Origin of the sequence: Sorangium sp. So ce385, assembly GCF_051474135.1 — a bacterium.
In the GTDB taxonomy this organism is placed as follows: domain Bacteria; phylum Myxococcota_A; class Polyangia; order Polyangiales; family Polyangiaceae; genus Sorangium; species Sorangium cellulosum_D.
In genome coordinates, this window is sequence record NZ_CP150337.1 from 3,740,992 (window position 1) to 3,762,315 (window position 21,324).

General features: G+C 70.3%; 18 protein-coding genes. 9 read left to right on the forward strand and 9 right to left on the reverse strand.

What is annotated here, in order from left to right; genetic code table 11:
• The first annotated feature begins 477 nt into the window (after positions 1-477).
• Together WME83_RS13995 and WME83_RS14000 are read left to right on the forward strand one after the other, a co-directional pair.
• Positions 478-7,161 (forward strand): DNRLRE domain-containing protein, encoded by a 6,684-nt coding sequence (locus tag WME83_RS13995; protein ID WP_437319781.1) that lies wholly within the window; start codon positions 478-480, stop codon positions 7,159-7,161.
• A gap of 209 nt (positions 7,162-7,370) precedes the next feature.
• Positions 7,371-7,637, forward strand: a complete 267-nt coding sequence (locus tag WME83_RS14000) for a hypothetical protein (RefSeq protein ID WP_437319782.1) — start codon at positions 7,371-7,373, stop codon at positions 7,635-7,637.
• Between the two features lie 213 nt (positions 7,638-7,850).
• Here the strand turns inward: WME83_RS14000 and WME83_RS14005 are convergent, their stop codons facing one another.
• A complete protein-coding gene (locus WME83_RS14005; protein ID WP_437319783.1) occupies positions 7,851-8,540 on the reverse strand; it encodes an NUDIX hydrolase in 690 nt (229 codons plus the stop codon).
• A 277-nt stretch (positions 8,541-8,817) separates the two neighbouring features.
• On the opposite strand from WME83_RS14005, the gene WME83_RS14010 reads away from it, so the two are divergent.
• Positions 8,818-9,678 (forward strand): STAS domain-containing protein, encoded by an 861-nt coding sequence (locus tag WME83_RS14010; RefSeq protein ID WP_437319784.1) that lies wholly within the window; start codon positions 8,818-8,820, stop codon positions 9,676-9,678.
• Positions 9,679-9,727: 49 nt separating this feature from the next.
• Here the strand turns inward: WME83_RS14010 and WME83_RS14015 are convergent, their stop codons facing one another.
• Entirely contained in the window at positions 9,728-11,233 is a 1,506-nt protein-coding gene (locus WME83_RS14015; RefSeq protein ID WP_437319785.1) for a L,D-transpeptidase, read from the reverse strand.
• Positions 11,234-11,529: 296 nt separating this feature from the next.
• Between WME83_RS14015 and WME83_RS14020 the strand changes: the two genes are divergently transcribed.
• The 3 genes from WME83_RS14020 to WME83_RS14030 are packed head-to-tail and all read left to right on the forward strand — an operon-like array spanning position 11,530 to position 12,754.
• Complete coding sequence (locus WME83_RS14020) at positions 11,530-11,661, forward strand: hypothetical protein (RefSeq protein ID WP_257792777.1); 132 nt, start codon at positions 11,530-11,532, stop codon at positions 11,659-11,661.
• Positions 11,662-11,673: 12 nt separating this feature from the next.
• Positions 11,674-12,216, forward strand: coding sequence for an RNA polymerase sigma factor (locus WME83_RS14025; RefSeq protein ID WP_437319786.1), 543 nt, complete (start codon positions 11,674-11,676; stop codon positions 12,214-12,216).
• The gene (locus tag WME83_RS14030; protein WP_437319787.1) at positions 12,206-12,754 is read left to right on the forward strand and encodes a hypothetical protein; all 549 of its coding nucleotides are present in this window, start codon (positions 12,206-12,208) and stop codon (positions 12,752-12,754) included. The genes WME83_RS14025 and WME83_RS14030 overlap by 11 nt, the downstream gene beginning before the upstream one ends.
• A 70-nt stretch (positions 12,755-12,824) precedes the next feature.
• On the opposite strand, the gene mmsB is transcribed toward WME83_RS14030, so the two are convergent.
• The 3 genes from mmsB to chvE all read right to left on the reverse strand — a co-directional run bounded on the left by mmsB (position 12,825) and on the right by chvE (position 16,894).
• Complete coding sequence (gene mmsB / locus WME83_RS14035) at positions 12,825-14,090, reverse strand: multiple monosaccharide ABC transporter permease (protein ID WP_437319788.1); 1,266 nt, start codon at positions 14,088-14,090, stop codon at positions 12,825-12,827.
• A 7-nt stretch (positions 14,091-14,097) separates the two neighbouring features.
• On the reverse strand, positions 14,098-15,630 hold the full coding sequence (gene mmsA / locus WME83_RS14040) for a multiple monosaccharide ABC transporter ATP-binding protein (protein WP_437319789.1): 1,533 nt from the start codon (positions 15,628-15,630) through the stop codon (positions 14,098-14,100).
• A gap of 139 nt (positions 15,631-15,769) precedes the next feature.
• Positions 15,770-16,894, reverse strand: coding sequence for a multiple monosaccharide ABC transporter substrate-binding protein (gene chvE, locus WME83_RS14045; RefSeq protein WP_437319790.1), 1,125 nt, complete (start codon positions 16,892-16,894; stop codon positions 15,770-15,772).
• Between the two features lie 304 nt (positions 16,895-17,198).
• Here chvE and WME83_RS14050 point away from each other — a divergent pair, with 304 nt between their 5' ends.
• The 3 genes from WME83_RS14050 (at position 17,199) to WME83_RS14060 (ending at position 19,244) form a co-directional block, all read left to right on the forward strand.
• Positions 17,199-17,591 carry a DUF2809 domain-containing protein gene (locus WME83_RS14050; protein WP_437319791.1) on the forward strand — a complete coding sequence of 131 codons (393 nt, stop codon included), beginning with the start codon at positions 17,199-17,201 and terminating at the stop codon, positions 17,589-17,591.
• 95 nt (positions 17,592-17,686) lie between these two features.
• Entirely contained in the window at positions 17,687-18,097 is a 411-nt protein-coding gene (locus WME83_RS14055; RefSeq protein WP_437319792.1) for a GFA family protein, read from the forward strand.
• 28 nt (positions 18,098-18,125) lie between these two features.
• The gene (locus WME83_RS14060; protein ID WP_437319793.1) at positions 18,126-19,244 is read left to right on the forward strand and encodes a DUF3089 domain-containing protein; all 1,119 of its coding nucleotides are present in this window, start codon (positions 18,126-18,128) and stop codon (positions 19,242-19,244) included.
• A gap of 56 nt (positions 19,245-19,300) precedes the next feature.
• Here WME83_RS14060 and trxA read toward each other — a convergent pair whose 3' ends face one another.
• From trxA to WME83_RS14080, 4 genes are all read right to left on the reverse strand, one after another.
• Complete coding sequence (gene trxA / locus WME83_RS14065) at positions 19,301-19,702, reverse strand: thioredoxin (protein WP_437319794.1); 402 nt, start codon at positions 19,700-19,702, stop codon at positions 19,301-19,303.
• Between the two features lie 140 nt (positions 19,703-19,842).
• Positions 19,843-20,289 carry a hypothetical protein gene (locus WME83_RS14070; RefSeq protein ID WP_437319795.1) on the reverse strand — a complete coding sequence of 149 codons (447 nt, stop codon included), beginning with the start codon at positions 20,287-20,289 and terminating at the stop codon, positions 19,843-19,845.
• Positions 20,290-20,296: 7 nt separating this feature from the next.
• Positions 20,297-20,686, reverse strand: coding sequence for a DUF4150 domain-containing protein (locus WME83_RS14075; protein ID WP_437319796.1), 390 nt, complete (start codon positions 20,684-20,686; stop codon positions 20,297-20,299).
• Between the two features lie 12 nt (positions 20,687-20,698).
• Positions 20,699-21,322: a DUF3540 domain-containing protein gene (locus WME83_RS14080; protein ID WP_437319797.1), complete on the reverse strand. Its 624-nt coding sequence runs from the start codon at positions 21,320-21,322 to the stop codon at positions 20,699-20,701.
• Between the last annotated feature and the right edge of the window lie 2 nt (positions 21,323-21,324).

Consider the following 21,324-nt stretch of genomic DNA (forward strand, 5'->3'; position numbering starts at 1 on the left):
CCGTCGCCCCGTCCCGCGCTGGCACGCTGGCACGCTGGCACGCTGGTACGCGGATACGCTGGCACGCTGGCACGCGCGCTCGTGAACTTCTATCGTGGTAACGGTCGTCTGCTGAGCGCGTCCTCGGCACGAAGGACGATCGAGCGTCGCCGATGCCGAGCGAGGGAAGGGTCGCTGGCTGGAACGGGGGTTGCCTGGTCGCCGCGCCGGATGTTCTCAGGGCGCTCGTGTGCCCTTCGCGCGTCAATGCGGCTAGGCGTGATTGACGGAGGCGACGGCGCGCGCGAGCGAAGCCGGCGCGCGCATGTCGCCTTGCTGTGACCACGCGCTCCGGACTGCGGAGGTGCAATGACGTTCGGAAATGCGGCTGGATTGCTCGCGAGACGACATCGACGAGCATCCCTTCAAGCGCTCGAGATCTTCGGGCCGCGGAACCGGTACCGGCGAAGGTACCCCCTCCTCGCGAACGGCGTCCTCTTGGGCGCCGTCGCGTTCGGCGCCGGCTGCGGATCGGGCTCGCCGAACGAGGAGCTGCACGGCACCGCGAAGCTCGCGCTGGAGGACCCGACCTGCGTGACCATCCAGCGCGGGACGGCCGGCGCGGTGGAGGACGCGACCATCTGGGAGACCTTCCCGACCTGGAGCGACTCGACCGTGCTCCTCCGCACGGGCACCTTGGCGGGGTTCGGCGTGCGGCACGCCGTCCTCCGCTTCGATCTCTCGCCGGTGCCGGCCGGGGCGAACGTCGTCTCCGCGACGCTGCGGCTCGAGCAGATCTTCCGGGACACCACGAGCTCGAGCACCATCAACATCCACCGGATCCTCTCGCCGTGGACCGAGTCGACGGTGACCTGGCAGAGCCTCGGCAACGGGAGCGACTTCGACCCGGCGATCGCGGCGTCGTTCCAGTCGCTGCCCGGCGTCGGGATCCGCTCGGCGGATCTGACCTCGCTCACCGCGGCGTGGCTCGCGGGCACCGTCCCGAACCACGGCGTGCTCCTGGAGGAGGCGCCGGTCCTCACCACGAGCTTCCCGAGCAGCGAGGAGCCGACGGTCAGCCGGCGGCCGAGCCTCGAGGTCTGTTACACGACCGGGGCGACCTGCACCGGCACGATCGACGACGGCGACGCGTGCACGACCGATACGTGCGATCCGGTGCTGGGCATCGTGCATACCCCCATCTCGACAGACGACAGCGACCCGAGCACGATCGACACGTGTGACCCGGCCACCGGCGCGGTGACGCACGTGGCCTGTCCGGCGCTGGATCCGACCGTGGCCACCCGGCTCATCGACGCCGTGGGGTGCATCTACCAGGGGCCGAGCGCGCCGCAGACGGGCGTGACCGCGACGTTCGATCCGGGCACGGTCGCGGTCGTCAAGGGCAAGGTCGCGACGAGGGCGGGTGTCCCGATCTCGGGCGTAGAGGTGAGCGTGCTGGGGCACGACGTGGAGGACGCCGAGAGCTTCGGTCGGGTGCTCACGCGCGCCGACGGGGCGTTCGAGCTGGTCGTGCGCGGCGGCAAGCCGATCACGATCAGCTATGAGAAGACCGGATATCTGCCGTCCCAGCGGCAAGTGGCCACCTCCTGGCAACGCTGGTCCGATGCGCCCGACGTCGTGCTGATCGAGCGCGATCCGGTGGTGACGCCCGTCGAGCTGGGCAGCGCGACGGAGATCCAGGTGGCGCGGGGGAGCGTGCAAACCGACGAGAGCGGCACGCGCCAGGCGACGTTGCTCTTCCCCCCCGGCACCTCGGGGACCATGACCGTGCCAGACCCGAACGGCCCGCCGGGCGCCACGACGACCGTGGCGTTGCCGGCCGAGGTGCACGTGCGCGCCACCGAGTACACGGTCGGCCCGAACGGCCCCGAGGCCATGCCGGGTACGCTGCCAGCCGCCAGCGCGTACACGTATGCGGTGGAGCTCGGGCTCGACGAGGCCGTCGCCGCGGGCGCGACGAACGTCGAGTTCACGCAGCCCGTCCCGTTCTACGTCGAGAACTTCCTGAACTTCCCTGTCGGGACGCCCGTCCCGATCGGGTACTACGACGCGCAGCAAGGGATATGGGTGCCGTCGGAGGACGGGATCGTCCTCCGGATCCTCGACGTGAGCGGCGGCGTGGCGTCGCTCGATGTCGACGGCGACGACGTGGCGGACGACGCGAGCGCGCTCGACGAGCTGGGCATCACCGCCGAGGAGCTCGAGCAGCTCGGCGCGCTGTACACGGCGGGGACGAGCCTCTGGCGATCCCAGGTCACGCACTTCACCCCGTGGGACTGCAACTGGCCGTTCGGGCCGCCGGAGGACGCGGTCGCGCCGCCCGACGGCGCCGGCGTGGCGACCGGTCTTCCGGACAACGTCTGCAAGGCGGCCGGCTCGATCATCGAGTGCGAGAGCCAGGTCCTCGGCGAGCGGCTGCCCGTGAGCGGCACGCCCTTCAGCCTGCATTACCAGAGCGACCGGACGCTGGGGCGAAGGGACCTGTACCGCCTCCCGATCCCGCTGACCAAGGCGACCGTCCACTCGAAGCTCCTGCGGATCGGCGTCGGCGTGACCGTCGCCGGGCGCAGCTTCGGGTACGCCCAGTCGTGCCCCTGCGCGCCCAACCAGGAGTATGTCTTCGAGTGGGACGGCAAGGACGCTCTCGGCCGCGACGTCGCGGGGAAGCAGCCGGTCGTGGTGGATATCGGCTACACCTACGAGGGGGAGTACAAGAAGCCCATGAGCAACGCCATGGTCGGGGGCTCGGGGTCGGGAGGAGGGTCGTTCGGCCGCCTCGGCGGCGACCGGATCACGGGAAACAGGGCGCGGCAGGACGTCACGCTGCACCGGACGTGGGAGAGCATCCTGGGCGCCTGGCACAACGACGCCGACGCGCTCGGCGGGCTGAGCCTCAGCGAGCACCATGCGTACGATCCCGTCACCTCGATCCTCTATCGAGGCGACGGCGAGCGGCGCACCGGTCGCGACTTGCCGATCACCCTTCGCCGGGTGGCGGGCGAGATCCCCTCGAGCAGCGCGGCCGCTGCCGACGGCATCAACGCCGCGGTCGCGTACATCGGCCTGCCGAGAGGCGTCGCTGTCGGGTCCGATGGCAGTGTCTATTTCCCCGACACGGGGACGCATCGCGTCCGGAAGATCGGCCCCGACGGGCTCATCAGCACCATCGCCGGTGTCTATAACCAGGCCGGATACAACGGAGACGATCGGCCCGCCACGACCGCGCTCCTGGGGAGCCTGGAGCTCATGACGATCGGGGCTGACGGAAGCATCTACTTCAAAGACGGCTGCCGCATCCGGCGCATCGCCCCGGACGGCATGATCCGGAGCGTCGCCGGGAACGGCAGCTGCAGCTGGGTCCCCACGTTGCCCGAGAACGTGCCAGCGACCTCCGTCCCCCTCGGGAACAGCGTCAACGCCATCTCGGTCGCGCCGGACGGCAGCCTGTACATGGCCATGAGCCAAGTTGTCCGAATGGTGACCCCGGACGGGATTATCAGCACGGTGGCGGGCACGGGAGAGACAGGCAACTCCGTCGATGGCGTCCGGGCCACGGAAGCTCGCTTCACCTGGATCACCGCCGTCGCCGCGGCGCCAGACGGCGGCTTCTACCTCGCCGAATCCGCCGGTGCGATCGGCTCTGCTGGCAACTTCATCCGGCGCGTCGATCTCAACGGAGTCCTCACCACGGTCGGGGGCACCACCGGCAACGGCGCAGCGCAGACGGGCGACGGGGGCCCGGCGACGTCAGCGCTCCTCGGATCGCCGCATACGCTCGCGCTCGGGCCCGACGGCAGCATCTACTTCATCACCCGGAGGCTCGGGGACTCCGACTACCCCACCTTGCGCCGCATCTCGCCGGACGGCATCATCACCACGATCGCGGGCAACCGCGCAGTCTATCCGACGCTGTGCACGTCCCAGCATTGCGGGCTCGACGGGCCGGCGACCAAGGCCTGGTTCATCCGGCCGTGGGGCCTCACCGTCACGCCTGGCGGCGAGATCCTCATCGCCGACGGGAACGCGGCGGCCGATGCGCTCATCGTCCGCTTGAAGGCGCCCCTCCCGGGCGTGGCGCCCGGCAACATCACGGTGCCGAGCGAGGACGGCACGGAATACTACGTGTTCAACGAGCGGGGGCGTCACCTCGTCACGAAGGACGCGCTGCTCGGGGTCACGCGCTACCAGTTCGGCTACGACCCCGAAGGCCGACTCACGACGGTCACCGACGTGGACGGCCGGGTGACGACGATCCAGCGCGACGCGAACGGCGTCGCGACGGCGATCGTCGCGCCCACCTCGCAGACCACGTCGCTCGCGATGAACGCCGAGGGCTACCTGTGGACGCTGACGAACCCCGCGAACGAGACGACTACGCTGGAGTACTACCCGGGCACGGGCCTCCTCATGTCGATGCTCGAGCCGCTCGGCCTGCACGAGTTCGAGTACGACGAGGGGCGCCTCATCCGGGACGATGATCCGGCGGACGGCTTCCAGACGCTCAGCCGGACGGACACCAGCTCGGGCTACTCGGTCACGCTCACCACGGCGGAGGGCCGGACGCGCACGCACGCGATCGAGAAGCTCGCCGCCGGCGGCGAGCAGCGCACGCACACCGGATGGAACGGCCTCTCGACCGTCGTGCAGATCGACCCGAGCGGAGCGGGGTCGGTCACGACGCCGGACGGCATGGTGGCCTCCATGGAGCTGACGGGCGATCCGCGCTTCGGCCTGCAGTCGCCCGCCCTCAGCAAGGAGACCTACACCACGCCGCTCGGGAAGCAGATGCAGATCACCCGAGCGCGATCGGTGCTCCCGCCCAACGATCTCGACATCACCTCGCTCACCGACACCGTGACCGTCAACAACAAGACGTTCACGAGCGTGTTCAACAAGGCCTCGAGCACCATCGTCTCCACGACGCCGAGCGGGCGGCAGGTCACGGCGACCCTGAACGCGCAGGGGCGGGTGGCTGAGATCGCGATCCCGGGCATCCTTCCCGTCGAGGTGACGTATCATCCTGACGGCCGGCTCCACACGCTCGCTCAGGGCTCCAGGACGTGGACGTACGCCTACGACGACAACGGCTGGCTCACCACGATGACCCAGCCGCTGAACCACACCACATCCCTGGTGCACGATCCGGTCGGCCGGGTCACGCAGGTGACGAGGCCAGACGATGAGATCTTCGGGATGGGCTACCACGCCGGCGGGCTCCTTCACACCGTGACGCCGCCGGATCGGCCGGAGCACTCGTTCGATTCCACGCCGACCGGCCTGCTGGACGAGTACCTGGCGCCGGAGGTTGGAGGCATCGCCCGGACGACGTCGTGGTCTTATGATCGGGATCGCCTGCTCACCAGCTCGACCCGGCCGGGCGAGCCCGCCACGGTGTACACGCCGGATCCGGTCACCGGTCGGCGCGGGCTCGTGACCTTGCCGCTGGGGATGGGCACCATCCAGTATGTTTATCACCCCACGACGGGCAATCTCCAGCACGTCATCGGCCCCTCCGGGATCTCGCTCGAGGTCGGTTACGACGGCGCGCTCCCGACCAGCCGGACGTGGACGGTCACCGGGTCCGGGGCCGGCGTGGGATCGGTGCAGTGGATCTACAACAACGACTTCCGCATCGTCAGCGAGACGGTCAACGGCGGAGCAGCGACGTCCTTCGGCTACGACGTCGACGGCGTCGTCAACCAGGCCGGCGGCCTCACGCTGAGCCGGCACCCGCAGAGCGGGCAGTACGCGGGGAGCAGCATCGGCGTCGTCAGCGATACCGTCACCCCCGACGCCTACGGCGGCGTGCAAACGTACGTCGCGCAGGCGAGCGGGTCGACGGTGTACGAGGTGAGCGTCACCCCGGACGCGCTGGGGCGCATCGATCAGCGGACGGAGACCATCCTGGGAGAGACGCACTCGTACGACTATGAGTACGACCTCGCCGGCCGGCTGACCGACGTGGTTCGAGACGGCGCGCTCGTGGCGCACTACGACTACGATGCGAACGGGAACCGCCTCGGGCGCACGTCGTCGGCAGGGACGGAGGGTGGCACCTACGACGATCAGGACCGGCTCCTGACGTACGGGACCAAGACCTACGCGACCAGCCCGGCGGGCGACCGGACGAGCGTGACCGACACGGCCACGGGCGAGACGACGACCTTCACGTACGACGCCTACGGCGCCCTGCGGCACGTCGGGCTGCCGGACGCCACGTCGATCGACTATCTGGTGGACGGCGAGGGCCATCGCATCTGGAAGCAGCGGAACGGGGTCAAGGTCCAGGGCTTCCTGTACCGGAGCGCGCTCCAGCCGGCGGCGGAGCTCGACGGCGCGGGGAACGTGGTGGCGCGCTTCGTCTACGGGCGAGGGCAGCACGTGCCGGACCTGATGATCAAGGGCGGCGCGACGTACCGCATCCTCACGGATCACGTCGGCAGCCCCCGGCTCGTGGTGAACTCCGCGACCGGCGCTGTGGCACAGCGCATGGACTTCGACGAGTTCGGCCGCGTGCTGCTCGACACGAACCCGGGCTTCACGCCCTTCGGCTTCGCCGGCGGGCTGTACGATCCGGAGACGAAGCTTGTGCGCTTCGGGGCCCGGGACTACGATTCGGAGGTGGGAAGGTGGTTGAACAAGGATCCGATCGGGTTCGGGGGTGGGGATACGAACCTGTATGCGTATGTCGGCGGTGATCCGGTGAATCGGATCGATCCAAATGGGATGGATCCCGGCGATCGTTACGAGTCCCCTCTGGATGCTGCGCTGCACGCGTTCGAGGACTACAACTTCCAGTCGATCGCTATCGATCGCGAGTTTGCCGGGCTCATCTATAGAATGGCGGGTGGAGGCTACTCCTACACTCCTGCCGCAATTGGAGGATCGAGCACCTCAAACCCGACGAAAACTGCGAAGCACCTACAGCCCGGAGATGAGGTCGTCGGAGACTACCACACCCATGCCTGCTACCACGCACCGACCGACGAGCAGTTTTCGCCTAGGGACCTGATGACGGCCGACGCGCTAGGCTCATCGAGTTTTGGGTATCGCGACTACACGTCGTTCTTGGCGACGCCTCACGGACGTATCGGCATATACAGGGGCGACCAGAAGCCGTGGTACTCCCCTCCAAGCTCTCGCTACGGAGTGCCGTGATGTCTCGTCATGTGACTCCGATCCCGGTGTTGCTCGCCATTGCGGTCGCTGGTTGTGGAGCGGACCCAAATCGTGCCGCGTCCAGGTCGCCGAGCCCAGGGTGCTCCTTCGGAACGCCGGATCCGACCGCCGTCGCCACAGACCTCGACCAGGTGCTTGCCGATCCCGAGAGGTTTGCTGGGCGACGTGTGCGGCTTCGCGCCTTCTTGATGAACGAGTTTGAAGATCACGGGCTCTATATCAGCGATGTGAGCACAAAGAAGCCAGCCCTCGACGGCAAGCGTGCGCCGCGTTGTGACGTGCGTGCCCTCGTACCGCCCATGAAGGCGTTGTGGTGGGACGCCGCCGGAGCGCCGGGGGCCGGGTGTAATCGCCGTCTTGTGACGATCGAGGGCATCTTCGACCCTTGCGAAGGTGGGCACATGTCGTTGTTCTCCGGCGGGCTGCACGATGTGAGCTCTATTCATTCGGAGTAGAACGATCCCGACCCCGGTCGGTGATGGCCGCGACGCCCGAGCGGGGCTCAACGTTTGAAGCGACCCATTGGGGGCGTTGAGCCTCGCCATCCCCACGCCCTACAAGCACCCCGAATCCGTGCATGCAGACAGCCGCCCGGAGCGCTTGCGCGCCGCGCGCCGGCGCGTATGCAACGTCGCACGCGGGGCTGTGCGCTTCGCTAGGGACGGGCCTTAGATCTCGAAGCTGAACCCGTCCTTCTCGAGCCGCTCGTACTTCCGCCGGTCGAACCGGTAGAGCCGCGCGGCGCGGTGGGCGACGTCCTGCTCGACCTCGTCGAGCTCCACGAGCAGCCCGGTGCCGAGGGCCTTCTTGCGGAAATTGCGCTTGTCGAGCGGGCGCTCGAGGATCTTCTCGTAGAGCCGCTGGAGCTGCGACAGCGTGAACTTCGGCGGCAGGAGCTCGAACCCGATCGGCCGATACCGCACCTTGCCCTTCAGCCGCTCCAGCGCGGTCGAGAAGATCTCCTCGTGATCGAAGGCGAGCGCCGGCGTGTCGTCCACCGAGAACCACGCGGCCTCGCGGGCGTCGGTCGCCGCCTTGACCCGGTGGTCCCCGAGCTTCACGAGCGCGTAGTACGCCACCGACACGACGCGCTCGCGCGGGTCGCGCCCGAGCGCGCCGAAGGTGTAGAGCTGCTCCAGGTACACCCCCGAGAGCCCCGTCTCCTCGGCGAGCTCCCGCCGCGCGGCGTCGTCCAGCGACTCGTCGACGCGCACGAAGCCGCCCGGGAGCGCCCACCGGCCGCGGAACGGCTCGAGCTCCCGCCGGATGAGGAGGACCTTCAGATCCTCCTCGTCGAGGCCGAACACGACGCAATCCACCGTCAATGCCGGCCGTGGGTGCTCGTATGCGACGGACATCCGGACCTCCGTGTGACCTGGACACGAAGCTTTGTGTGTTTCGGACACCATGTCAACCCGCACCGCGCCGCGCCGCGCCGCGCCCGGCCTCGCGGCGCGGCGCGGCGTGGCGGCACGGCGACTGCGGGCCTCGATAGCTTCATCGGGACATCGCGTCTGCGAGGACCAAGCGGGCTCAGCAAACGGTGCGATGTTTCCCCCGATGGGTTCACGAAACTTGCCGTCCACCGTCGACAAACGCTCGACGGCCAGCGCGCGCGCGGGGTAAAAAGCTCTCATGGCGGGGGACGAGGCGTCGGCCGCGGCGGGTGCGGAGATCCAGAACGAGCCCGAGGCGGAGATCGGAGAGGCGGAGCTGCTCCTCCGGGCCGTGCTCGAGAATCTCCCGGTCGCCGTGTGCAGGTACGATCGCGAGGGGATCTTCAGGTTCCACGACGGCAGAGGGCTGGAGACCTCCGGCGTGCGGCCGGGGGAGCACCTCGGCAAGAGCGTCTACGAGCTCTATGCGGGGGCGCCGGAGGGGGTGGAGGCCATACGGCAGGCGATCGAGGGGAAACGGTCGCACACGGTCACCGAGGCGCACGGCCTCACCTGGGAGACATGGTACGTCCCCGTGCGCCACGGCGGGGAGCCCGGCGCCGTCAGCATCACCATGGACGCCACCCCGGCGAGGCAGCGAGAGCAGGAGCTCCGGAACAAGCTCGAGCTGATCGAGAAGCAGCAGAGGGTCATCCGCGATCTGTCGACGCCGATCATCGAGGTCTGGGACAAGGTGCTGACCCTGCCCATGGTGGGCGTGGTGGACAGCCTGCGGATCGCCGAGGTGATGGACAACCTGCTCACGGCGATCGTGAACAAGGACGCTCGCTACGCGATCCTCGACCTCACGGGCGTCGACGCGGTCGACACGCGGACGGCCGGGTACATCATCGAGATGATCAAGGCGATCCGGCTGCTGGGCGCGGAGGGGATCGTCACCGGGATCCGGTCGAACGTGGCCCAGACGATGATCGCGCTCGGGCTCGACCTGTCCGGCGTCACGACCGTCGGCAACCTCCGCGCCGGCCTCAAGCTCTGCATGCGGCGCATGGCCGCGGCGGGCGACGCGGGCGCCGCCGGCTGTGTCCCGGTGAAATAGCCGCCTTCGCGCGCGCGGCGCGCGCGCGCCTCGCGCTCGGCCGCGGCGATCAGCGGTGGATCACGAGGCGCGTCGACGGGTCCTTGCGCGTGACCTGGACCGCATACCACCCCTCCGGCACGGGGGGCTCGGTCCAGTGGAACAGCCATTTGGCGTCGACCGGCGAGAGGTTCACGCAACCGCCGCTCTGCCCGTCGCCCCAGTTGTTGTGCCAGTACGCCGCGTGGAGGAGGTATTTGCTGAAGAAGTGCTGGCTCCACGGCACCTCCGCCTCGATCCAGTCGTCCTCGTCGACGTGAGGGGTGATGAGCGTCTTCGTCACCCACTTGCGGTTGATGCGGTACTGACCGAGCGGGGTTGTGGAGGGCGGCACGAACGGCTCGGCCCTCTCCGGCTCCTCCGCCCCGTTGCGCCCGGCCGAGATGAGCGTCGCGAAGACGGGCCGGTCGTCCTCGTAGGCGATGAGCCAGCCTTCGAGCGCCGCGATCTCGATCCACGTGTTCCTCGGCCCCTCGGCCGGCGCCGCGGGCGCCGCGCCGCCGAGCTGGATGCGGCGCCCCCACGGGTTCTTCGACTTCCGCGGTTTGATCACCACCGCGTCTCGCTCGAGCACCCAGTGCCCGTCGTCGCGGGTCTCGAGGTACGTCAGCTCGCCGACCCGCCGCGATTTGCCCGTCAGCCCGACCCGGTCGAGGCGCTCCCACACGGCGTCCGTCTTCGCGAGCTGGTTCTCCTCGGTGAGGCGGTACTTGGGGCGCGGCTTGCGGCGAAAGAAAGCGATCGGGAGCCGCTCGTCGGCGCCGAGGTGGACCCCCTGGAAGGTGGCGGGCTCATACGGCTTCACCTTGTCCTTCGGCACGAACGTCAGATCCGAGGCCCAGAGCCACGTCGCCCCGCCGGCCTCGACCTCCTTCGTCCATGCGACCGACGAGCGCGGGCGGACCTGCATGTGCCGCAGGTCGTGCATCCCCTCGGGCCACGCCGGCGCGTCGACGCCCTCGACGTTCAAGAGGCGCTTGAGGCCGAGCGACTCGCCGTAGCGGTACGGCAGGGGCTGATCGACGAGCGGGGCGTGCGCGCTCAGCGTCTTCAGCATGGGATCGGCCGCGTCGAGGGTGGCGCGCTCGCCGTCGACGCAGACGTACCCGCGGGGCTCCACGGCGTAGAACGCCGGGCAATCGCCGGCGGCCCGGACGGGCTCGGGGCTCTTCAGGCGGACCGAGCCGCCGATCGAGAGATAGCCGATCCACTGGGCCTTCGGCCTCGGCGCAGACCGGATCCACACCTCGCGGGTCTTCGCGTACACGCGGGAGGGGACCTCCGGCGCCGCCTCGGCCGCGGCGAGCGAGGCCGCGGCGGCCGGAGCCTTCGGCGGCTCGGGGGTGACGATCGGCCCGGCGGCGCCGGGATCGGCTGCCGGGCGCTCGCTGGAGGGCTCTGCGACCGCGACGCCCGCGGGCCCGGCCGGGTCGGCGCCCGAGCCGGCGTCGTGCCGCGACGGCGTGCAAGCGAGGCAGAGCACGCCGACGGCGGCGAACCACGAGCGGCCGGACATAGGCGCGCCACCCTAGCACGCCGAGCCTGCTCGGCGGAATGATCTGCCAAGTGCGGAGGCGGTGGCCGGCGATGCCCCGGCAGGGAGCAGATCCGCGGCCGCTCGCACGCCAGATCGGGCACGGCCGCGGCGGCCGGCGCGCGCGTCGGCCCGGTCGTGTCCGGTCGCCACGATTTTCGGTCGTGTCCGGTCGCCGCGATTTTCGATCGCGCGGGTGTCACGCTCGGCCCCGCTCGCGCCTAGAGCCGAGGAAGGCCGGTGAGGACCGCCGGCCGGAGAAGACAAGGAGACCTCCCATGCGTCGTTGGCTCAAGGTGACCCTGTTCGCGGCCGTCCTCGGCATCCCGGCGATGGCCTATGCTGGAACGCAGCTCGCCGGCGGCTGTCCGTGCGCGGATTGCCCGTGCCCGGACTGCCCCTGCGGCTGAGGCCCCAGCCCCTTGGAACCGCGCGCGCGATCGCTGCTCAACGCCTCGATGAGGCGCCTCGCCGACGGCGATCGCGCGGCGTTCGACCCCGTCTATGCCGCCCTCTGGCCGGCGATCAGCGCGTTCTGCCGCCGCATGCTCGGGGGCGACGCGGACGCGGAGGACGCGGCGCAGCAGGCGCTCCTCAAGGTGTTCGACCGCGCCAGCTCGTTCGATCCCGAGGCGGACGCGCTCACCTGGGCGCTCGCCATCGCGGCGTGGGAGTGCCGCACGGCGCGGCGGCGGCGGACCCGATCGCGGGAGGCGCCGGACGAGCACCTCCCGTCGCTCGCGGCCGACACGCCCACGCCGGAAGACGCGGCGATCGCCCGGGATCTGGACGACGCGGCGCGCGAGGTGCTCGGCGCGCTGGGCGAGGCGGATCGCGAGACGCTGAGGGCGACGCTGCTGGAGGGGGATCGCGATCCATCGGTGTCGGGCGCGGCGTTCCGCAAGCGCCGCGAGCGCGCATTTGCCCGCCTCCGGGAGGCGTGGAGGAGGATCTATGGAACCTGAGGCGCTCGCCGGCCTGAAGGAGAGGGCCTATCGAGCCTACGAGCGCGGGAGGGCGCGACAGGCGGCGTGGGCGGCGACCCCGACGCTCGCCGTGGCGCTCGTCGCCGCGCTGATGAGCGACCGCCCGCTCACCACCGCGATCATCGGCGCGGCGCTCTACGTCGCCGCGGCGCTGCTCTCGTGGCGGGGGCGGGAGCTCGGGCGGGGCGTGCTCCCGGGCGTCGCGGCGGGGCTCGTGCCCTTCGCGGCGGCGCACGCCGCGCGCGTCTACGGTCACCTCTGCACGCCGGAGGGGTGCGTCTCCATCTGCGTCCCGGCCTGCATGGCGGGCGGGGTCGCCGCCGGCGTGCTGCTCTCGCGCGCGCTCCGCCGGTCGGACCGGCTCGGGGCCTCCTGGGCCTCGGCGTGCGGCGTCGCCGCGCTGACGGGCGCCCTCGGCTGCGCCTGCGTCGGCTTCGGCGGCGTGGTCGCCCTCGCGGCGGGGCTGCTCGCCGGCACCGCACCGCTCGCGCTCCGCCCCGCGCGCGGCGGCGCGTGAGGTGCCATATCGCCTCGGCGGGCGCGACGTGCCGTGTCGTACTGGGGTTGATGGAGCGGGGCGCGGGCGGTCAGCGGGTCGCCCCGGCGCGTCGCTTCGACCACACGTCGAAGGCCACCGCGGCGAGCAGCACCAGGCCCTTGACGAGCATCACCCGCTCGGACGGGGAGCCGATCAGCGACATGCCGTTGTTGATCACCCCCATGATCAGACCGCCGGTGATCGCGCCGGCCACCTTGCCGACGCCGCCCTGCACGGCGGCGCCGCCGATGAAGGCCGCGGCGATCGCGTCCAACTCGAAGTTGATCCCCGCGGTCGGGCCCGCCTGGTTCAGCCGGCCGGCGAAGATGATCCCCGCGACCGCGGCGAGCACGCCCATGTTCACGAAGATCCAGAAGGTGACCCAACTGACCTTGATCCCGGACAGCATCGCGGCGTGCACGTTGCCGCCCACCGCGTAGATGTGGCGGCCGAAGACCGTCCGGTTGGTCAGCAGCGTGTAGCCCAGCGCGAGGGCCGTCAGCAGGATCAGCACCCAGGGCAGGTTCTTGAACCGGGCCAGCTGCACGAGGATGAACATCACCACGGCCGACGCGGCGGCGAGCTTCGCGACGAACACCGGCAGCGCGTCCACCTGCTGCTTGTAGCCGAGCCGCGCGGCCCGGGCGCGCCACTGGGTGGCCACGATGCCGGCCACGCCGGCCGCCCCGACGAGCAGCGTGACCACGTCGGCCCCGCCGAGCGCCCCGAGGCGAACGTTGCCCAGGTACCCCTCGGTGAAGCCGTTGGCCAGCGTCCGCACCTCGTCCGGGAACGGGCCGATGCCCTGGTTGCCCAGGATCGTGAGGGTCACGGCGCGGAACAGGAGCATTCCGGCGAGCGTCACGATGAACGCCGGGATGCGGAAGTAGGCGACCCAGAAGCCCTGCCAGGCGCCGATCAGGGCGCCCACGACGACGGTGATGCCGGCCGCCAGCGGCCAGGGCACGTGGTTCTCGACCATCAGCACGGCCGCGACCGCGCCCGTCGCCGCCACGACCGAGCCGGCCGACAGGTCGACGTGGCCGGCGATGATGATCAAGATCATCCCGATGGCCAGAATCAGGATGTACGAGTTCTGGACCATGATGTTCGAGATGTTCTGGGGCGCCAGCAGCTGACCGCCGGTAAGGCCCGTGAACAGCGCGACGATCAGCGCGAAAGCGACGTAGATGCCGCTCTGCCGCAGGTTGATCGAGAACCGGTGGTTCAGCGGCCGCTCGGGAGGTGACTGCATGTCGGCGGGCAGGGCTTTGCTGGTGGGCGCCGTGCTGCCGGTGGGCGCGAGGCTGGCCATCTCGCCGCTACTCCTTTGCCTTGGTCATGTATTGCATCAGCCGTTCCGGTGTGGCGTCGGCGCGGTCGAGCTGACCGGTGATCCGTCCGGCCGACATGGCGTAGATCCGGTCGCAGATGCCGAGCAGCTCGGGCAGCTCCGACGAGATGACCAGGATCGCCTTGCCCTGGTCGGCGAGCGCGTTGATGAACGTGTAGATCTCGTATTTGGCGCCGACGTCGATGCCGCGGGTGGGCTCGTCCAGGATCAGCACGTCGGGGTCCGCGAACATCCACTTGGCCAGGACGACCTTCTGCTGGTTGCCGCCGCTCAGCGTGCCTGTGACCGTGAGCACGCTGGGGGCCTTGATGTTCAGCCGCCTCCGGTACTCGTCGGCGACGCGGTACTCCTCGTTGTCGTCGACCCAGCCCAGCTCGGCGAGCTTCCGCAGGGCGGCGGCCGAGACGTTGCGCTTGATGTCCTCGATCAGGTTCAGGCCATAGGCCTTCCGGTCTTCGGTCGCGTACGCGATGCCCTGGTCGATCGCGTCGCTCACCGATCGCAGGCGGATCTCGCGGCCGTCCTTGAACATCCGCCCGCCGGCGCGGACGCCGTAGCTGCCCCCGAACACGCTCATCGCCAGCTCGGTGCGGCCCGCGCCCATCAGGCCGGCCAGCCCGACGATCTCACCGGCGCGCAGCGTGAGGTTCGCGCCCGACACGACCACCCGCCCGCGCCGGAGCGGGTCGTGCACGGTCCAGTCCTCGATCCGCAGCACCTCGGGGCCGATCTTGGGCTCGTGCGGCGGGAAGCGGTGCTCCAGGTCCCGGCCGACCATGCCGGCGATGATCCGGTCCTCGGTCACCCGACCGCTCTTCATGTCCAGCGTCTCGATCGTCCGCCCGTCGCGCAGGATCGTCGTCGAATCGGCGATGGCCTCGATCTCGTTCAGCTTGTGGGAGATGATCACGCTGGTGATGCCGTCGTCGCGCAGCCCCCGGATCAGGTCGAGCAGATGCGCGGAGTCGTCGTCGTTGAGGGCGGCGGTCGGCTCGTCCAGGATGAGCAGCCGGACTCGCTTCGACAGCGCCTTGGCGATCTCGACCAGCTGCTGCTTGCCCACGCCGATGTCCATCACGGGGGTCACCGGGTTCTCCCGCAGCCCGACCCGGGCGAGGAGGGCTTCGGCCTCCGCGTTGGTGCGGTTCCAGTCGATCAGCCCGCGGTGGACCCGCTCGTTGCCGAGGAAGATGTTCTCGGCGATGGACAGGTGGGGGCTCAGCGCGAACTCCTGGTGAATGATCACGATGCCGCGCTTCTCGCTGTCCCGCACGCTGGAGAACTTGCAGAGCTCGCCGCCGAAGTAGATCTCACCCGCGTACGAGCCGTGCGGGTAGACGCCCGAGAGCACCTTCATCAGGGTGGACTTGCCGGCGCCGTTCTCGCCGCAGATCGCGTGGATCTCGCCGCGGCGCACCGACAGGCTGACGTCTTTCAACGCCTTGACGCCCGGGAACGTCTTGGTGATTCCGTGCATCTCGAGGATCGCGTCGTCGGCCATCCCGGTCTGCCTCCTTGAGGGGGTCGCACGCGCGAGCCGGGCGGCGCCGGCCCGGCTGCGGTCCCAGGCGGCGCGGCGGCCGGCGTCGCGCGGCGCGATGCCCGCCGGCCGGCCCCGCGCGGCCGGCGCTGCGGCGCGGCTACTTGAGCTCGTCCTCCTTGTAGTAACCGCTGTCGACCAGCACCTTCTTGTAGTTGCTCTTGTACACGATGACCGGCTCGAGCAGGTACGACGGCACCACCTTCTTGCCGTTGTCGTAGTCCTTGGTGTTGTTCACCTCGGGCTTGCCGGCCTTGAGCACGGCGTCGGCCATCTTCACGGTGACCTCTGCCAGGTGCCGAGTGTCCTTGAAGATGGTGGCGAACTGCTCGCCGGCGATGATCGACTTGACCGACGCCTTCTCGGCGTCCTGCCCGGTGACGATCGGGTACTTCTGCCCGCCGGCGCCGTAGCCGTTGCTCTTCAGCGCCGACAGGATGCCGATGGACAGCCCGTCGTAGGGCGACAGCACGCCGTCGACCTTCGCGCCGCCGGTGTACGTCGCGGTGAGCAGATCCTCCATGCGCTTCTGCGCGGTCGCCGGGTCCCACCGGAGGATGGCCACGGTCTTGAAGTCCTTCTGACCGCTCTTGACGACGAGCGTGCCCTTGTCGATGTAGGGCTTGAGCGTGTCCATGGCGCCGTTGAAGAAGAAGGTCGCGTTGTTGTCGTCGGGCGAGCCGGCGAACAGCTCGATGTTGAACGGACCCTGGGCGGCGCCGTCGGAGCCGTCCTCCTTCTTCAACCCGAGGCCCACGAGGAGCGAAGTGGCCTGCTGCACGCCCACCTTGTAGTTGTCGAAGGTGGCGTAGTAGTCGACGTTCGGCGAGTTGCGGATGAGCCGGTCGTACGCGATGACCGGGATCTTCTTGTCCGCCGCCTGCTGCAGCTGCGTGGTGATCGCCGTGCCGTCGATGGAGGCGACGATGAGCAGCTTGGCGTCCTTGGTGATCTGGGTCTCGATCTGGTTGACCTGAGTCGGGATGTCGTTCTCCGCGTACTGCAGGTGGACCTGATACCCCAGCTTCTCCAGCGCCGCCTTGACGTGGTTGCCGTCGGAGATCCACCGCTCCGACGATTTGGTCGGCATGCTGACGCCGACGAGGACGCCCGCCTTGGCGCCGGACGCACCCTTGTCGGCCGTCTTCTCGCTGGAGTCGCAGGCGCTCGTGCCCGCGGCCAGGGCCATGGCCACCGCGGCGGCGGCAAACCTCGCAAGCTTCATCGTCGCTCCTGCTGCAAACGGTGCAGATCCGAGCCGGTCGAACCGGCCAGTGAGGTAAGGAACTCGGCCCATGGCTCGCGCTGCGCCGGACATCGGGCGAGCTTCTGCGTCGGTGAGGCATCCTCCTGCCACGACCGTGGCAAAGCATGGATGCCCTTGAGGAAGGCATTGTGAGCGTTCACATTTTGCTTGTCAATTCCAATCGGACGGCCGGCGACTCTCCTGCAGCGCGCACGGCGAGCTCGGGGTCCTGACCGGTTGCCGGAAGCTGCACTGGCGGAGAGGCTGCGGTTAGGCTCGGTGCATGCCGGAAGCCGCCCGCAAGCGCCTCGCGCTGGCCCTCCTCATCGTCGCCGTCGTTCCCGTCGGCCTGGCCGCGCGGTTCCACGGCGGTCCGGTCTGGCTGCGCAACAGCGCCGGCGCCGTGCTCTATGAGGTCGTATGGATCGCCGCGGCGCAGCTCGTGTGGATCTCCGCCCGCACCCACCGGCTTGCGCTCGCGGTCTTCGCCGCGACGTGCGCGATCGAGCTGCTCCAGCTGAGCGAGCTGCCCTGGCTGTGGGCCGCGCGCAGCACCACCCCGGGGCGGCTCCTGCTCGGCGCGAACGGCGGGTTCGATCCCGCCGACTTCGCGCTGTACGCCGTCGGCTGCGCCCTCGGTGTTGCGCTCTGCCGGCCGCTCCGGGCCGCGGCGTGACGCGCCGCCGCGCCGCGTCCGCGCGCCGGTTGCGCGGCGCGCCGGCCGGGGCCAGGCTGGCGAGCGCGAGTTCCAGGAGCAAGGAGGCGACGTCCATGACCGAGGCTCACCACACCGGCGGCTGTCTGTGCGGCGCGATCCGCTACCGCGCCCGCGGCGCCCCGGCGAGCGTCAACGTTTGCTACTGCAGCCAGTGCCGGCGCCAGACCGGCGCGCCGATGCCGTCGTTCGCCACCTATCCCGACGAGCAGTTCGAGCTGCTCTCCGGCGCCCCCGCGACGTACCGGTCGTCCAGCTTCGCCATCCGCCAGTTCTGCGCGATCTGCGGCTCGTCGCTCTTCTGGCGCCGCGACGGGGCCCGGGAGCTCGACATCTTCCTCGGCACGCTGGACCGGCCGGGCGACCTGCCGCCGCCGTCGTTCCAGCTCTGGACCGTGCACCGCGTGCCCTGGCTGCCCGCCATCCCCGGGGCCACCGACTACCGCGGCGCCAAGACCACCACGTAGTCCAGAGGCCCCGAGGCGAGGTATCCCCATGAAGAGATCGGTGAAGATCGCGCTCCGGGTCGCGCTGGGCATCGTCGCCTGCGGGGCGATCGCGGCGCTGAACGTCGGCGCGGTGGCCCGACGCGCGCTGACGCCGGGGGCTCCCTTCGACGCGGCGGCGCTGCCGCCCGCGCCCGACTACGCGGATCCGCGGAGCTGGAGCGCGCTCCCGGAGCGCGACGACGCCGGCGACGCGGCGCCTCCCTCCGCGCCGGCGGTCGACCAGCGCCGCGCCGCCGCCGACGTCTTCTACGTCCACTCGACCTCCTACGTGGGCCGCTCCTGGAACGCCGACACGAGCGACGCCGCGGTCAACGACGCCACCGATCGGGGCGCGACAGGGATCCAGGCGACGGCGTTCAACGGCTGCTGCGCGGTGTACGCGCCCCGGTACCGGCAGGCGAACGGCATGGCGTTCACGCGCTCCTCCGCCGACGGGGATCGCGCGATCGACGTGGCCTACGGCGACGTCCGGCGCGCGTTCGACGCCTTCAACGCGAGGCGCGGCGCCGGCCGCCCGTTCCTCCTCGCCGCCCACAGCCAGGGGACCGTCATGGCCGAGCGGCTGCTGCGCGAGGCCATCTCCGGCACCGCGCTCCGGGAGCAGCTCGTGGCGGCCTACCTCATCGGCGGCGCCGTCACCGTCGACGGGCTGCGCGAGCGCGCGCCCGACGTTCCACCATGCCGGGCGGCCGACGACGTCCACTGTGCCGTCGCGTGGAACGCGCGCGGGGCAGCGTACGTGCCGACCGATTTCGAGATGCACCGACCGGACCCACGGGAGCGGCTCTGCACCAACCCGCTGTCCTGGCGAACGGACGGAGCCCGCGCGCCCGCGGACCTGAACCCGGGCGCGGTGTTCCTCGAGAGCGACGACAGGGCGCCGCGCGCGGGGCTCGCGGGCGACGCCCAGTGCGTGGACGGCACGCTCATCGTGCACGACGTCGGCGCCACGCCCCGGGACCTGCCGAGCCGCATCCTCGACCGCGTGCTCGGCGAGGAGAACTACCACGCGATCGAGTTCCAGCTCTTCTTCATGAACCTCCGGGAGAACGCCGCGTCGCGGCTCGCCGCGTTCCTCGCGGCGTCAGCGCGCCAATCCCGGTAGGAGGACACCGGCGCTCCCCCCGGTGCGCCCGCCGCTCCCTCGCGCCCGTCTGTGCCTCAAGCCCCCTCGGCGGCCTGGCCTCCGTCGGCGGCGCCCTTCGCCTCCTCCTCGGCGATCTTCGCGCGCACCTCGTCCATGTCGAGCGAGCGCACCTTCTCGATCACCTGATCGAGCGCCGACGCGGGCAAGGAGCCCGCCTCCGCGAACAGGAGGACCTTCTCGCGGAAGATGAACAGCGTCGGGATCGAGCGGATGCCGAACGCCTGGGCCAGCTCCTGCTGCTCGTCGGTGTTGATCTTCCCGAACACGATGTCCGTGTGCTTCTCGGAGGCCTTCTCGAAGACGGGAGCGAAGACCCGGCAGGGGCCGCACCAGGGCGCCCACCAGTCGATGAGGACGATGTCGTTCGACTCGACCGTCTGCTCGAAGTTCGCCGCGCTGAGCTCTTGGGTACTCATCCGCGGAGCATAGCCCCGAAACCCACCCCTGTCGCTGAACGGCCGGCCCTTGACTCCGCGCCTCCGCTTCCGCGCCGAGCTCTGCCCGCCGCCGCCTCCGGCGGACTCCGTTCCTGCTGACTCCGCTGCTCCGGCCCCGCTCAGGGCGCGTTGCACACCATGATCTGCTCGATCGCCTCGACGAGGAGCTGCTCGACGCGGTCCGGACCGACGTCCGCGGCGCGGGCGAACCGCTCCAGATCGAACGGCGTGGGGTTGACCTCGAGGTAGGCGAGGATCTGGAGCGGGTAGCCGGCCCAGCGGATGACGCAGAAGCCGACCACGTTGCGGCTCGCCTTGGCCTCGCGCAGGCCGAGGGCGAGCTCGATGCTCGGCGTGTCGTGCCCCTCGTCGATCACGATGCGCGGCGCGTGGCCCGCCCTCCTCAGCTCGGCGGCGAACTCCTCCATCGCAGGGCGGAGCACGCGCTCGCGCAAGTCATCGAATTCGCGGAGGAAATCGGCTTCCGCGGGCGCGCGCGCCTCCTCGATGCGCCGCGCGTAGCGGGCCGTGAGGCGCTCGATGCGGAGCCGGTTGTGCTCTTTCATGGGCGGGCTACGGGGCGAGGAGCAGCACCTTGACCTGGCTCGGGACGAGGCTGACCCCGACCGCGTTGACGGAGTTCTGCGTCGTGATGCTCGTCATCCGCGTCGCGGGCGCGCCGCCGATGAGCACCGTGAACGCCGCGGTGACGTGCCGCGAGGGGCCCATCACCGTGTGCGAGACCAGGCCCATCTCCAGGCCGGCGTTGTCGCCGTTCGTCAGCGGCACCTGCGTCATCATGTTGTGCGCCGGCGCGCACGTGAGCAGCACGTTGTAGACCGCCGGTACCCCCATCGGCTGCGCCGACAGGTTGGGGTAGGGCACCGGCAGGTGCGCCGGAGGCGTCAGGCACACGTCCGGCCCCCCGAGGGCCATGCCTCCCATCTGCGAATTCGCGAACATCGGTGCCTCCTGTCAGCCGAGGTGGATCTGCCCACCGTCAATCTTGGTGAGCTCGCCGCTGGAGACGAGCGTCGCCTCCGCCTTGATGTTCACCGCCGCCTTGGCCTTGACCTCATAGTACTGCGTCCGCACCTGCTCCGACTCGGCGATGAAGCGGTACGCCCGGTCGAGGCGCTGCACCCAGCGGTCCGCGACCGACTCGACCGACCGCGCGACCGTCTTCACCCGGCTCACCTGCGCGACGAGCTGCTCGCCGACGTAGGTCAGCGCCCCGAGGGCGAGCGAGCCCTCGTCGGCGGCGACCCGCACCTTGCCCGCGGCCACGGCCGCCTCGGCCGGCGTGACGATCCTCACGCCCTCCTCCGCGGTGATCGTGAACCGCCCGCCCGGGGTGCTCACCTGCAGATCCCCCTCGGCCACGAGGCGCGTCGGCGCCTCGCGCTCGCGGTCGAGCACGGCGAGCACGTGGCACCCCCCGTCGTGCAGCGCGACGAGGACGCGATCGCCGAGCTCCGGCTCGACGAGGCAGCTCACCGCGCGCTTCGCCGCGTAGTCGCCCGACCCGACGCGCACCTGGAAGGTCCGGCCCATCGCCCCGATGACCGCGCCGACCTCCTGAGTCGCGAGGGTCTCCATCC

What these genes read in the sequence shown, in the direction of transcription:
- WME83_RS14000 (WP_437319782.1), top strand. Translation starts at nt 7,371, where the DNA reads ATGAACGAGTTTGAAGATCACGGGCTCTATATCAGCGATGTGAGCACA.
- WME83_RS14005 (WP_437319783.1), bottom strand. Translation starts at nt 8,540, where the DNA reads ATGTCCGTCGCATACGAGCACCCACGGCCGGCATTGACGGTGGATTGC.
- WME83_RS14010 (WP_437319784.1), top strand. Translation starts at nt 8,818, where the DNA reads ATGGCGGGGGACGAGGCGTCGGCCGCGGCGGGTGCGGAGATCCAGAAC.
- WME83_RS14015 (WP_437319785.1), bottom strand. Translation starts at nt 11,233, where the DNA reads ATGTCCGGCCGCTCGTGGTTCGCCGCCGTCGGCGTGCTCTGCCTCGCT.
- WME83_RS14020 (WP_257792777.1), top strand. Translation starts at nt 11,530, where the DNA reads ATGCGTCGTTGGCTCAAGGTGACCCTGTTCGCGGCCGTCCTCGGCATC.
- WME83_RS14030 (WP_437319787.1), top strand. Translation starts at nt 12,206, where the DNA reads ATGGAACCTGAGGCGCTCGCCGGCCTGAAGGAGAGGGCCTATCGAGCC.
- mmsB (WP_437319788.1), bottom strand. Translation starts at nt 14,090, where the DNA reads ATGGCCAGCCTCGCGCCCACCGGCAGCACGGCGCCCACCAGCAAAGCC.
- mmsA (WP_437319789.1), bottom strand. Translation starts at nt 15,630, where the DNA reads ATGGCCGACGACGCGATCCTCGAGATGCACGGAATCACCAAGACGTTC.
- chvE (WP_437319790.1), bottom strand. Translation starts at nt 16,894, where the DNA reads ATGAAGCTTGCGAGGTTTGCCGCCGCCGCGGTGGCCATGGCCCTGGCC.
- WME83_RS14050 (WP_437319791.1), top strand. Translation starts at nt 17,199, where the DNA reads ATGCCGGAAGCCGCCCGCAAGCGCCTCGCGCTGGCCCTCCTCATCGTC.
- WME83_RS14055 (WP_437319792.1), top strand. Translation starts at nt 17,687, where the DNA reads ATGACCGAGGCTCACCACACCGGCGGCTGTCTGTGCGGCGCGATCCGC.
- WME83_RS14060 (WP_437319793.1), top strand. Translation starts at nt 18,126, where the DNA reads ATGAAGAGATCGGTGAAGATCGCGCTCCGGGTCGCGCTGGGCATCGTC.
- trxA (WP_437319794.1), bottom strand. Translation starts at nt 19,702, where the DNA reads ATGAGTACCCAAGAGCTCAGCGCGGCGAACTTCGAGCAGACGGTCGAG.
- WME83_RS14070 (WP_437319795.1), bottom strand. Translation starts at nt 20,289, where the DNA reads ATGAAAGAGCACAACCGGCTCCGCATCGAGCGCCTCACGGCCCGCTAC.
- WME83_RS14075 (WP_437319796.1), bottom strand. Translation starts at nt 20,686, where the DNA reads ATGTTCGCGAATTCGCAGATGGGAGGCATGGCCCTCGGGGGGCCGGAC.
- WME83_RS14080 (WP_437319797.1), bottom strand. Translation starts at nt 21,322, where the DNA reads ATGGAGACCCTCGCGACTCAGGAGGTCGGCGCGGTCATCGGGGCGATG.